10 protein-coding genes and 2 pseudogenes are annotated in these 11,460 nt (G+C 68.8%); 6 read left to right on the forward strand and 6 right to left on the reverse strand.

Annotated elements, in window-relative coordinates; all coding sequences use genetic code 11:
- The first annotated feature begins 173 nt into the window (after positions 1-173).
- Positions 174-341: a DUF3117 domain-containing protein gene (locus QFZ69_RS04920; protein ID WP_264354580.1), complete on the forward strand. Its 168-nt coding sequence runs from the start codon at positions 174-176 to the stop codon at positions 339-341.
- Positions 342-467: 126 nt separating this feature from the next.
- Here QFZ69_RS04920 and QFZ69_RS04925 read toward each other — a convergent pair whose 3' ends face one another.
- Complete coding sequence (locus QFZ69_RS04925) at positions 468-1,100, reverse strand: O-methyltransferase (RefSeq protein WP_306916015.1); 633 nt, start codon at positions 1,098-1,100, stop codon at positions 468-470.
- A 279-nt stretch (positions 1,101-1,379) separates the two neighbouring features.
- Here QFZ69_RS04925 and sigE point away from each other — a divergent pair.
- From sigE to QFZ69_RS04940, 3 genes and pseudogenes are all read left to right on the forward strand, one after another.
- A pseudogene (gene sigE, locus QFZ69_RS04930) lies at positions 1,380-2,004 on the forward strand (RNA polymerase sigma factor SigE).
- An 8-nt stretch (positions 2,005-2,012) separates the two neighbouring features.
- Entirely contained in the window at positions 2,013-3,233 is a 1,221-nt protein-coding gene (locus QFZ69_RS04935) for a hypothetical protein (RefSeq protein ID WP_306999947.1), read from the forward strand.
- Positions 3,234-3,314: 81 nt separating this feature from the next.
- Positions 3,315-3,713, forward strand: a complete 399-nt coding sequence (locus QFZ69_RS04940; protein ID WP_306916021.1) for a Sec-independent protein translocase TatB — start codon at positions 3,315-3,317, stop codon at positions 3,711-3,713.
- Here QFZ69_RS04940 and QFZ69_RS04945 read toward each other — a convergent pair.
- Genes QFZ69_RS04945 through QFZ69_RS04955 form a run of 3 tightly spaced genes read right to left on the reverse strand, consistent with a single transcriptional unit; the run spans position 3,710 to position 6,943 of the window.
- Positions 3,710-4,876, reverse strand: a complete 1,167-nt coding sequence (locus QFZ69_RS04945) for an Mrp/NBP35 family ATP-binding protein (protein WP_306916023.1) — start codon at positions 4,874-4,876, stop codon at positions 3,710-3,712. The genes QFZ69_RS04940 and QFZ69_RS04945 overlap by 4 nt on opposite strands.
- 11 nt (positions 4,877-4,887) lie before the next feature.
- Entirely contained in the window at positions 4,888-5,721 is an 834-nt protein-coding gene (locus QFZ69_RS04950) for a DUF1003 domain-containing protein (protein WP_306916025.1), read from the reverse strand.
- On the reverse strand, positions 5,660-6,943 hold the full coding sequence (locus QFZ69_RS04955; protein WP_306916026.1) for a magnesium transporter MgtE N-terminal domain-containing protein: 1,284 nt from the start codon (positions 6,941-6,943) through the stop codon (positions 5,660-5,662). The genes QFZ69_RS04950 and QFZ69_RS04955 overlap by 62 nt, the downstream gene beginning before the upstream one ends.
- Positions 6,944-7,020: 77 nt before the next feature.
- On the opposite strand from QFZ69_RS04955, the gene QFZ69_RS04960 reads away from it, so the two are divergent.
- Positions 7,021-7,935: a general stress protein gene (locus QFZ69_RS04960; protein ID WP_306916027.1), complete on the forward strand. Its 915-nt coding sequence runs from the start codon at positions 7,021-7,023 to the stop codon at positions 7,933-7,935.
- Positions 7,936-8,036: 101 nt separating this feature from the next.
- On the opposite strand, the gene QFZ69_RS04965 is transcribed toward QFZ69_RS04960, so the two are convergent.
- Entirely contained in the window at positions 8,037-9,620 is a 1,584-nt protein-coding gene (locus QFZ69_RS04965; RefSeq protein ID WP_306916029.1) for an aminopeptidase P family protein, read from the reverse strand.
- 71 nt (positions 9,621-9,691) lie between these two features.
- On the opposite strand from QFZ69_RS04965, the pseudogene QFZ69_RS04970 reads away from it, so the two are divergent.
- Positions 9,692-10,538: pseudogene (locus QFZ69_RS04970) on the forward strand (PHP domain-containing protein).
- Between the two features lie 47 nt (positions 10,539-10,585).
- Here the strand turns inward: QFZ69_RS04970 and QFZ69_RS04975 are convergent.
- Complete coding sequence (locus QFZ69_RS04975) at positions 10,586-11,458, reverse strand: site-specific DNA-methyltransferase (protein ID WP_306916032.1); 873 nt, start codon at positions 11,456-11,458, stop codon at positions 10,586-10,588.
- Positions 11,459-11,460: the final 2 nt, after the last annotated feature.

Genomic DNA, 11,460 nt, shown 5'->3' on the forward strand with positions numbered 1-11,460 from the left:
GATTAGCTACAGTCGCGCAGTTACGCGATAATAGAAGGTAAGCAAGGGCAAGAAGCAAACTGAGTTCATGGCCATGATGGCTCCCATCACGGCCGCCGGGCGGCTTGATTGACTAAGCGGACGCAGCCCGGCCGGGCTGGTAAGTCACTGGACTAATGGAGGGGATATTCCTTATGGCGGCTATGAAACCACGCACCGGCGACGGCCCGATGGAAGTGACCAAAGAGGGACGGAGCCTGATCATGCGGGTCCCGCTCGAAGGTGGGGGTCGGCTCGTCGTTGAACTGAATTCCGCCGAAGCAACAAACCTGAAGGACTGCCTCGTCGGCGCTACCGAGTAGCGTCCGCAGCCAGCTAGGCACCGGAATTCAAGAGGGCGGGAGCTGCAGTCGGTTGACTGCAGGTCCCGCCCTCTTTCTGTCCGCTCCAGTGGTCCGGCCGCAGCGGAAAGGCTGCGGCCGGACGGCCTATTTCTTGACGGCGATCAGGAGGCCATCCCCGGTGGGCAACATGGCCGACTCGAGCCGGTCGTCGTCGCGGATCGACTTGCCCACCTGCCGGAGCACCGCGGTGGTGGTGTCGCGTGCCGCGGGGTTGGCGACACGGTCCTTGTCCAAAGCATCGTTGACCACCAGCAGCCCGCCGCGTTTGAGCAGCCGGATGGCCTGTTCGACATAGCCCGGGTAGTTCGGCTTGTCGGCGTCAATGAACACCAGATCGTAGGCGCTGTCGGTCAGCCGGGGAAGGACGTCGCCGGCCCGGCCGGAAATCGTCCGGGTCCGGTTGGCCGGGCTGCCGGCCTCCTGGAAGGCTTCCCGGGCCGCCTTGAGGTGCTCGACGTCGACGTCGATGGTGGTCAGAACAGCGTGCGGGCCCAGGCCACGGAGGATGCACACGCCCGAGACGCCGGCGCCGGTTCCGATCTCCACCGCGGTCTGCGCCTTCGATGCGGCGGCCAGCACCGTCAGGACCGCACCTACTCCAGGGCCGATGGGCGTGACGCCAAGCTCGAAGGACCGTTCGCGCGCGTGAATCAGGACCTCATCCTCGGCAGGCAGATCTTCTGCATAGGACCAGCTCGTGGACTTATCGGCGCTCATGGATTTTCGCTTTCTGGGCGGCAGGGGGAGTGTCCTGTACAGCCTACTGTGTCGGGCCGGGCACGGCCGGGAGGCGCCCCCGCCGCGGTCTGGACGACGGCTCAAGCCGCCGTTCCGCCGTGGGCGGAAGAGCGGCCGACGTCAGGAAATTCCCAGCTTGCTTTGAAATGATGGATATCCGATCATCCGCGCGATGATCGGCGCCGAATAAAGGGTGCAGGAGCTTGCCCCGGCAAGCACCATCCACGGCGTAAGTGCCATCCAAGAGGGGAGCGGACGATGTCGATTCCGACGGTAGTCCCTGCAGCTGAAGAGTCCCGGCCTGCCACGGACAGCGAGTGGGTCCGGCCGACGTGGGAGGAAGTGGTAACCAACCACTCCGCCAAGGTCTACCGGCTCGCGTACCGGCTCACCGGCAACAAGTACGACGCCGAGGACCTCACCCAGGAAGTGTTCGTCCGGGTCTTTCGTTCGCTCGAAAACTTCAAGCCCGGCACCCTGGACGGGTGGTTGCACCGGATCACCACAAACCTCTTCCTGGACCAGGCCCGCCGCAAGAGCCGCATCCGCTTCGACGCGCTGGCCGAGGACGCCGAGTCCCGGCTGCCCGGCCGCGAGCCCGGCCCGGAGCAAAGCTTTGAATTCAACAACCTGGATCTCGACGTGCAGGCCGCCCTCGAGGAGCTGCCCCCGGACTTCCGTGCCGCCGTCGTGCTGTGCGACCTGGAAGGGCTGTCCTACGACGAAGTGGCTGTCGCCCCTGGGCGTCAAGCTCGGAACGGTGCGCTCCCGGATCCACCGGGGCCGGACCATGCTCCGGGAAAAGCTCGCGCACCGCGACCCGCGCCCGAAGCAGGGCCTCGCACCGCGGCTCAAGATGCCGCGCATCGCCGGCCTCCTCTGAACAGGTCGATGAAGCTGCTGAACCGGCTGCTGCGCGGTCTGCCGTGCAGCTACCCCCGGTGGCTCGGCCGCGGGGGCAGCAACGGCGCGGGGCTGGCCGCCGGGGCCGGCGCCTGGCGCCGGAAACACCGCGAGGCGTGCGATGAATGCCGGCTGCAGGAGCGCAGGGAGCGGCAGTACCTGGAACGGCTGCGCGGTGCCGCCGTGCCCGTTGCCAGTGACGACCTGACCGCCCGGCTGCTGGCCCGCACGGAGGAACTCGCACGCGAAGCCCGGCCCGCTGCAGGCCATCCTGCCGGGGATCCGCCGTCGTTGCAGCCCGGAACAGTTCAAGGCGGCACGCAGCACGGGGGACGTGTGCGCAGCGGCGTGCCTGCGCGTCCGCGGTTGGCGGCCCTGTCAGCCGGGGGCGCCGCGGCCGCCGTGGCCCTGATGACCGGGTCCGCCTACCTGATGGGCGGAAGCCCGGCGCCGCTGGCTGGCAGCGAAATCTCGTCCGCTTTCCCGCAGAAGGACTTGCGCGTTTCCGCGGCGGCCGGGACGCCGGAGGCCGGGACGGCCTCCGGCTGGGGCCTGACCGTCGAACCGGACATCACGCCGGCTGACGCGCTCACCGCCGGGCAGCTCACCGCCCTGCGGGCCCAGGGCTGGAGCTGTCCGGAGCTACGCGAGCTGGGCTTCCACCTCGTCTGGGCGCGCGGCGGCGTGGCGGCCGGTGGCGACATGGTGGAACTGCGGCTCACGGACGGACACCACTTCACCACGGTGCTCGAGCAGCACGCCCGCCAGCCGTCGCAGCATGGCGGATCCGGATTCCAGCACACCCCCGATGCGCCGCCAGTGAACGTGCTCACCGGCCGCTCCGCGGCCGCGGACGGCTTCACCGCCGCCGCCGGCGCGGAGGGCACGGCCCTGCCGGCAGGCACTTTGCCCGAAACGCTGTCGGGGGAGGGAAGCGGCGGGCTCTGGATCAATGCGGCGCCGCCTTTCCGTGCCATCTACCAGGATTCCGCCGGCGCCACCCTCACCTATGTCTCGGATCAGCCTGCCGCTGAGGCCGCCGACGGCCTGGCCGCCCTGATCCGGGCCTCGGCACCGCAGCGGGCTGAAACGCGGGCGGCCGACGGAACGGCCCCGGACGACGCCACCGGGAGCGAAGTCTTCCTGGAAGGCATCAGGGCCCGGATCGAGCGGGGCCTCGGCAGGATTCCGGAGCTCCTGGCTCCATGACGACTGGCCCGGCCGGCAACCGGCGTGTTGTTGGCGCCGCCGAATCGTCGCCGCTCCGACGGAGAGGGTAATCTTCCTACAGTGCTTGGAATCAACGGACCGGAGTTTCTACTTCTGCTGATCATCGGACTTCTCGTGATCGGTCCCAGCAGGCTGCCCGAATACACCCAGAAACTTGCCAACATCGTCAAGGAAGTCCGGCGGATGGCCTCCGGCGCGCGGGAGCAGATCAAGGAAGAAGTCGGCATCGACATCGACGATGTCGACTGGAAGAAGTACGATCCGCGGCAGTACGATCCGCGCCGGATCATTCGGGAAGCCCTGCTCGAGGACGATACGAAGCCGGTGAGCGCCGGGGCGCCGGCCGCGGCTTCAGCGGTCGCCGGCGCCGCGGTGTCCGCCGCGGAGCACCGTCCGGTGCGCGTGGTCGAGCGATTGCCCGAAGGGGAGCCTGCCCCCTTCGACGCAGAGGCCACCTAGCGCGGCTGCAGCCCGAGGGACATCCCCTTGAGCCCGCGGGGAACCGCGGCGAGCCTGCCTGCGATATCCAGCAGGGCCACGGCCGCAGGGGTCTCCGGACGCCCGAGCACCAGCGGAACCCCCGCGTCGCCGCCCTCGCGCAGCAGGATGTCCAGGGGAATCTGCCCCAGCAGCGGTACATTCGTTCCCACGGTGGCGGACAGCCGTTCGGCGAGCACCGCTCCTCCGCCGCTGCCGAACAGCTCCATCCGGCCGCCGTCGGGCATCTCCAGGAAGGACATGTTCTCCACCACGCCGGCCACGGACTGGCCGGTCTGGGTGGCGATGGCGCCGGCCCGTTCCGCCACGTCCGCGGCAGCGGCCTGCGGGGTGGTCACGACGAGGATCTGGGCGCTGGGCAGCAGCTGGGCCACCGAAATCGCGATGTCGCCCGTGCCTGGCGGCAGGTCCAGGAACAGCGCGTCGAGGTCACCGAAGTAGACGTCCGTGAGGAACTGCTCGAGGGCGCGATGCAACATCGGCCCCCGCCACGCGACCGGTTGGTTTCCGCTGACGAACATGCCGATGGAGATGACTTTGACCCCATAGGCAACCGGCGGCAGGATCATGTCATCCACCCGGGTGGGGGACTGGGTGATGCCCATCAGCGCCGGAACGGAGAAGCCGTACACATCCGCGTCGACGATTCCGACGCGCAGTCCCCGGGCCGCCAGGGCGCAGGCCAGATTGACCGTCACGGACGATTTCCCGACCCCGCCCTTGCCGCTCGCCACGGCGTAGACCCTGGTGAGGGAGCCGGGCTGGTTGAAGGGGATCCCGCGCTGGCCGCCCGGCCCGCGCAACTGCTCCTTCAGCGCGTCGCGCTGCTCCTGCGTCATCACCTTCAGCTCGACCTCGACGCCGGAGACCCCCGGCACCGCGGCCAGCGCCGCTTCGCAGTCGGCGGTGATGGTGCCGCGCAACGGGCACCCTGCAATGGTCAGGAGCACGGCAACCCGTACCCGGCCGCCGTCGGAAACCTCCACGGAGTCCACCATGCCCAGTTCGGTGATGGGGCGGCGCAGCTCCGGGTCGATCACGGTGGCGAGGGCCGCGTGCACGGCCCTTTCCAGGGGGAAGCCCCGGGAAGAGTCGAGGGGGGTGCTGCCAGGCGTGGTGCTCATGCGGTGGATGCTCAGCTCTCGGGGAAGGTGCGGGGTGCGGGCGGCGCGGGATTGTCCGGGTTGGTGTCCGTCCGGGCGTCGGTCCGGGCGTCGGCCGGGCCGTCCGGCGCGATGGTGCGCTTGCGGGTGGCCGGGAGCCGGGGGATCTGCTGCGTCCGGGGGCTGCGCTGCTTGTCGCGCCGTTCCTTCAGCTTTTCCTTGACTTTGTCGCGCGGGGTTTCATGCGCCCCGGCCGACGGGTCGTGGCTGCGCAGTTCCTCCTGCGCCTCCAGCATGTCCTCCAGCAGGCTGCGCAGCTCCGCCCGGACATAGTCGCGGGTGGCAACTTCGCGCAGCGCGATCCGGAGCGAGGCGAGTTCCCGGGTCAGGTACTCGGTGTCGGAGAGGTTGCGTTCCGCGCGCTGCCGGTCCTGCTCGAGCGAGACGCGGTCCCGGTCATCCTGGCGGTTCTGCGCCAGCAGCAGCAGCGGGGCGGCGTACGAGGCCTGCAGCGAGAGCATCAGGGTCAGCAGCGTGAAGCCGAGGTCCCGGGAGTCGAACTGCCAGGCCAGGGGAGCCCAGGTGTTCCAGACCAGCCAGAGGAGGACGAACACCGTCATGTACACCAGGAACTGGGGCGTGCCCATAAAGCGGGCAAAGCCTTCGGTGGTTTGGCCGAAGGCATCCGGGTTCGGCGAGAACTTGGGCAGGATCCGCTGCCGCCCGCTCAGGGGCGTGTCGAGACTGCCTTTGCCGGTGGCCTTGCTGCCCGGGCGGTTGCCGGGGCCCCGCGGTGCGCCGATTTCAGCCAATGCGGCCTCCCAGTTTCCGGATCGGGGCGTCGTCGTCGTGGGCGCGCCAGTCATCGGGCAACAGGTGATCCAGCACGTCATCAACGGTGACTGCCCCGACAAGCCGCCCGTCGCTGTTGACTACGGGGAGCGAGTTGAGGTTGTAGGTGGCCAGTGTGCGGGCCACCTCACTGATGTGGGCCTGGTCCGAGACCGGTTCCAGGGTCTTGTCCACGAGGTTGCCCAGCGGTTCGGGCGGCGGGAAGCGCAGCAGCTGCTGGATGTGCACGACGCCGAGGAAACGCCCGGTCGGCGTCTCTAGTGGAGGCCGGGCGATGAAGATCGAGGACGCCAGGGCGGGGGAGAGTTCCTCGCGCCGGACATGGGCGAGGGCCTCCGCCACGGTTGCCTCCGGCGGCAGGATGACCGGGACAGGGGTCATCAGGCCGCCCGCGGTGTCCTCGTCATATTCGAGCAGGCGCCGGACGTCCTCCGCGCCTTCGGGTTCCATCAGCTGGAGCAGCTCTTCCGCCTGGGCGCTCGGGAGCTCGGCGAGGAGGTCGGCGGCGTCGTCCGGGTCCATTTCCTCCAGCACGTCGGCGGCGCGATTGACGTCGAGGGCGGAGAGGATCTCCACCTGGTCCCCTTCGCGCATCTCCTGCAGGACGTCGGCCAGGCGTTCGTCCTGCAGTTCGCTGGCGACCTCGAAGCGGCGTTTGTCGCTCATCTCCTGGAGGGCCTCGGCGAAGTCGGCAGGCTTCAGGTCCTCATGCGTGGCGACGAACTGGGTGGCCGCCTGCGGCTCGGTCCGGGCTCCCTGCCGTGCGTCCGCCCAGTCAATGATCATGGTCTCGTTGCGCCGCAGCCTGCTCAGCGGAGAGAGGGAGTGGCCGCGGCGGACAAAGAGCTTGCTGACAAACCAGTCGCCGGAGCGGTGCCGGTCCATCGCGATGTCCTCGATCGTGGCGTCCCCGCTGCCGTCGGCGAGGGTCACGCGGCGGTCGAACATTTCGGCCACCACGAGGGTCTCCGCGCCGCGCTGTTCAAAGCGTCGGAGGTTCACGAGTCCGGTGCAGATGATCTGGGTCTGGTCGATCGAGGTGATCCGGGTCATCGGCACAAAGACGCGTTTCTTGCCGGGGACCTCGACGACGATGCCGACCACATGGGGGGAACCCCGGTTGCCGCGGGACAGCACGACGACGTCACGCAGCCGGCCCAGACGGTCGCCCAGCGGGTCAAAGACGTCCAGTCCGAGGAGGCGCGCAACAAACACCCGCGTCAGATTTGTGCTCACTTGTACAGGCTACCGAGTCTGCTCTCTTTTAGCTGAATTTACAGGCGCAGCCCAGCCGGATAGGTAAGAATGGGCTTATGTCAAACATTTTTGGTGCTCCCAGGACCGGCGCCCCCGGCGGTCCGGACGAGGCCCGCACTGTGCCCAAGGGCGACCCTGTCGGTTCCTACACTTCCTACCTGGATGCCCAGAAGGCGGTGGACTACCTGGCGGACCAGCAGTTCCCGGTGCAGATGGTCTCGATCGTGGGCAACGACCTCAAGATGGTGGAGCGGGTCACCGGCCGGCTCAGCTACCCCCGCGTGGCACTCTCCGGGGCACTGAGCGGTATGTGGTTCGGCCTCTTTGTCGGCGTCATGCTGTCCTTCTTCTCGCCGACCGGCGGTTACTTCTCGATCATCACATCGGTGCTGATGGGCGCCGCGTTCTTCATGCTCTTCGGCATCGTCACCTACGCGATGCAGCGCGGAAAGCGGGACTTCACCTCAACGAGCCAGGTCGTGGCGACCAGCTACGACGTCGTCGTGTCCTTCGAGGCCGCCAACGAGGCCCGCCGGCTGCTCCACCAGCTGCCGATGACCCAGCGTGAGGCCTCTGCGCCGGCCGGCTACGCGCAGCAGGACTACCAGCAGCAGCCGTACGTCCAGCCCGGCCAGCAGGGCCCGCAGCAGAACGAACAGGCCCAGCCGGGCCAGGCGCCGCAGCGCCCCGCGGGCTGGAACGATCCGTACGGCCAGCGCGGCGCGGACGCCGGCACCGGCGCGGACGCCGGCACCGGCGCGGCCGCAGCGCACCCGGCCGAACCCTCACGCCAGCCCGAGGCCGGCCAGCCCGGCTCGGGCCAGCCTGCCGAGGCGGCTCCCCAGGGCGAGCCGGGTCCGGCCCGTCCGGCGGCGGTCCGCTACCCGGACCTGCCCGATGGCCGGCCGCAGTACGGCGTGCGGGTCACCCCCAAGCACGATCATCCTGGCCAGGACGGTACCCGGCCGTAGCGGCAAGAGAAGAGCCCCGGCCCGGATATTCCTCCCCGGGCCGGGGCTCTCTGCGCTTCTGTGATCGTGCGCTCCCGTGGTCGCGGGAACGGCGGTGAAGGCTACGGCTGCCGGCCGTCGGCTTCCTGGTAGATCCCCGCCATCCAGGACTCGACGTCGTCCGCCTTGCGCGGCAGCGCGGCGCTGAGGTTGACGGGTCCGGTGGCGGTCATCAGGATGTCGTCCTCGATGCGGATGCCGATGCCGCGGTATTCCGCGGGAATGGCCAGATCCTCGTTCTTGAAGTACAGTCCGGGTTCAATTGTGAACACCATGCCGGGCGTGAGGATACCGTCCAGGTACAGTTCACGCTTCGCCTGGGCGCAGTCGTGCACGTCCAGCCCCAGATGGTGGCTGGTGCCGTGGGGCATCCAGCGGCGGTGCTGCTGGCCGGCGGGGCTGATGGCTTCCTCGACGGACACCGGCAGTAGGCCCCATTCGGCGAGCCGTTCCGCCAGTACGGTGGTGGCCGCGGTGTGGATGTCGCGGAACTTCGTGCCGGGCTGCGCGGCGGCGAAGCCTGCGTCGGCGGCGTCGAGCACGGCCTCATAGACCTTCCGCTGGATCGCGGAGAAGGCGCCGTTGGCCGGCAGGGTGCGGGTGATGTCCGCGGTGTAGAGCGATTCAGCCTCGACGCCGGCGTCCAGCAGCAGCAGCTCGCCGGCCGTGACCTTGCCGTTGTTCCGGGTCCAGTGCAGCACCGTGGCGTTGTTGCCGGCGGCGGCGATCGTGTCGTAGCCGAGCTCGTTGCCTTCCTCGCGGGCCCGGGCGAAGAACGCGCCTTCCACGACGCGTTCGCCGCGCTGGTGGGTCAGCGCCCGCGGCAGGGCCTTGACCACGTCGGTGAAGCCCTCCACGGTGGCGGCGACGGCGAGCTTGAGCTGCTCGACTTCCCACTCGTCCTTGAGCAGGCGAAGCTCGGAGAGCGCCTCGGTGAGCAACTCGTCCAGGGCATCGAAGACGCCGAGGTCCAGGTTCTCCGGATCCTTGGCCGTGTTGTACCGGGCGGTGTCCACGAGGGCGTCGATGTTCTCGTCCACCTTGCGCACCAGCCGGACCGAGATGCCACCGATTTCCGGAGCGCCGACGCTCTTGGTGATGGCGAGTTCCAGTTCGCTGAGGTCGGCGGTCGCCAGGCCGAGACGGGCCTTGAATTCGGCGAGCGTCGGGCGGGCACCGATCCAGAACTCGCCGGAGCGGGAGTCGGCGTAGAACTGCTCCGTGTCGCGGCCGGCCAGCGGGCGGAAGTAGAGCGTTGCGTGGTGGTGGCCGCCGTCGTCGCCCTTGCCTTCTGCCGCGGGCTCCAGGATGAGGACCGCGTCCGGCTCATGGTCCAGGCCCAGCCCGGTGAGGTGCGCGAAGGCCGAGTGCGGGCGGAAGCGGTAGTCGCAGTCGTTCGAGCGGACCTTCAGCGGACCGGCAGGGATGACCAGGCGCTCACCCTTGAACAGCTCTGAGATGGCGCGGCGGCGGCCCGCCGCGTGGCCGGCGACGGCGTCCCGCTCCGGGAGCTGCTGCCGGGACGGCGCCCAGTTGCTGGCCATGAAAGCCTTGAAAGCGTCGGAACTGGGCCGCTGCGAGCGGTTGTTGACGCGCTCTTCGAGAGGCTGGGAAGCGGAGACTGGGGTGTTATCGGCATCGTTCACCGTCCCATCGTCTCATCAGCGGCGTGGCTGGGGCCAACAGGCTGCCGGGACCCATCTACTAGGCTGGTGGGGTGAGGATCGACCTGCATACGCACTCGAATGTTTCCGACGGCACCCAGGCCCCGGCCGACGTGATGGCGTCAGCCGCCGCGGCCGGGATCGACGTGGTCGCCCTGACGGATCACGACTCCACCGACGGCTGGGCCGAGGCCGCCCGGGCCGCCCCGGAATGCGGGGTCGCGCTCGTTCCCGGAATGGAAATTTCCTGCCGGACGTCCGAGGGCATCAGCGTCCACCTGCTCAGCTATCTGCACGACCCGGAGCATCCCGGGCTGTTGGAGGAAATCACCAAGGCCAAGGATGCGCGCTACACGAGGGCCGAGCGGATGGTCAGCCTGCTCGCGGAGGACTACCCGCTGACCTGGGACGACGTCATCCACCACGTGGCGCCCGGGGCCACCCTGGGCCGGCCGCACATCGCCGACGCGCTCGTCGCCGCCGGGGTCGTCGGGGACAGGTCCGAGGCCTTCAGCTCGATCCTCACCTCACGCTCGCGCTATTACGTGCAGCATTACGCGCCCGATCCCGCACTCGCCGTCGAGCTGGTCCGTGCCGCCGGGGGCGTCCCGGTGTTCGCCCATCCGGTGGCATCCGCCCGCGGACGCATCGTGGGGGACCGGACCTACCACGAGATGATTGACGCCGGCCTGGCCGGGCTGGAGATCCACCACCGGGATAAACCCCGAAGAGGGCCGGGAGTTCCTGCGCAGGCTTGCGCAAACGCACGGCCTGCTCGTGACGGGGTCCTCGGATTATCATGGCGCCGGGAAGCCGAACCTGCTGGGAGAGAACGTGACCTCGCCGGAGGTCTTCGCCCGGATCGAGGAACTGGGCACCGGGTCCTCCGTGGTGCGCTGACGGAGCGGCCTGACCTCCAGCCGGGGTGAGGGGCCTGGCGGGACGCGCTAGCTGGCCGGGAAGGCGGTGAATTCTGCGTGGGCCGCGAGGCGATTGGCCATGACATCAATGGCCGGTAGGTTCTGGTCCACGCAGACGAACCTGCGCTCCAGCTTCGCTGCGACGGCTCCCAGCGTTCCGGAGCCGGCGAAGAAGTCGAGGCACCAGTCGCCGGGCCTGCTTGATGCGGCGACCACACGCCGGATCAGGCCCTCGGGCTTCTGCGTCGGATAACCGGTCTTCTCCTTGCCGGTCGGGGACACAATGGTGTGCCACCAGACATCGGTGGGCAGCTTGCCGAGTTCCCGTTTCGCCGGGGTCACGAGGCCCGGAGCCATGTAGGGTTCCCGGTCCACCTCGGCGCTGTCGAAGTGGTACCGGGCCGGGTTCTTCACGTACACGAGGATGTTGTCGTGCTTGGTGGGCCAGCGGTACTTGGCCCGGGCACCGTAGTCGTAGGCCCAGATGATCTCGTTCAGGAAGCACTCGCGGCCGAAGATCGCATCGAGCATGACCTTGGCGTAATGGACTTCCCGGTAGTCGAGGTGCAGGTACAGGGTCCCGTCGTCCGCGAGCAGCCGCCAGGCCTCGACCAGCCGTGGCTCCAGGAAGGTCCAGTAGTCGCTGAACGCGTCGTCGTAGCTGTGCAGCGCACCCTTGATCGTGTCGTAGGACCGGCCCTTGAAGCCCACCCTGTCGCCCTCGCCGCCGGCGTTGAGCACCATCCTGGTCTCCTGGCGCCGCTGCACCCGGCCGGTGTTGAAGGGCGGGTCCACGTAAATGAGTGTGAAGGCGCCGTCCGGCAGCGTGGGCAGGTACTCCGCGTTGTCCGCGTGTACCACCAGGTTGCTGCCGTCCGGCGCCCAGACGGTGTCAGTCATGT

Source organism: Arthrobacter sp. V1I7 (genome assembly GCF_030817015.1).
Lineage (GTDB): Bacteria > Actinomycetota > Actinomycetes > Actinomycetales > Micrococcaceae > Arthrobacter.

Bases quoted from the DNA above. Each gene is read 5' to 3' on its own strand.
- QFZ69_RS04975 (WP_306916032.1), bottom strand. From the start codon at position 11,458: ATGACTGACACCGTCTGGGCGCCGGACGGCAGCAACCTGGTGGTACAC.
- QFZ69_RS04960 (WP_306916027.1), top strand. From the start codon at position 7,021: ATGTCAAACATTTTTGGTGCTCCCAGGACCGGCGCCCCCGGCGGTCCG.
- QFZ69_RS04935 (WP_306999947.1), top strand. From the start codon at position 2,013: ATGAAGCTGCTGAACCGGCTGCTGCGCGGTCTGCCGTGCAGCTACCCC.
- QFZ69_RS04925 (WP_306916015.1), bottom strand. From the start codon at position 1,100: ATGAGCGCCGATAAGTCCACGAGCTGGTCCTATGCAGAAGATCTGCCT.
- QFZ69_RS04920 (WP_264354580.1), top strand. From the start codon at position 174: ATGGCGGCTATGAAACCACGCACCGGCGACGGCCCGATGGAAGTGACC.
- QFZ69_RS04945 (WP_306916023.1), bottom strand. From the start codon at position 4,876: ATGAGCACCACGCCTGGCAGCACCCCCCTCGACTCTTCCCGGGGCTTC.
- QFZ69_RS04950 (WP_306916025.1), bottom strand. From the start codon at position 5,721: ATGACTGGCGCGCCCACGACGACGACGCCCCGATCCGGAAACTGGGAG.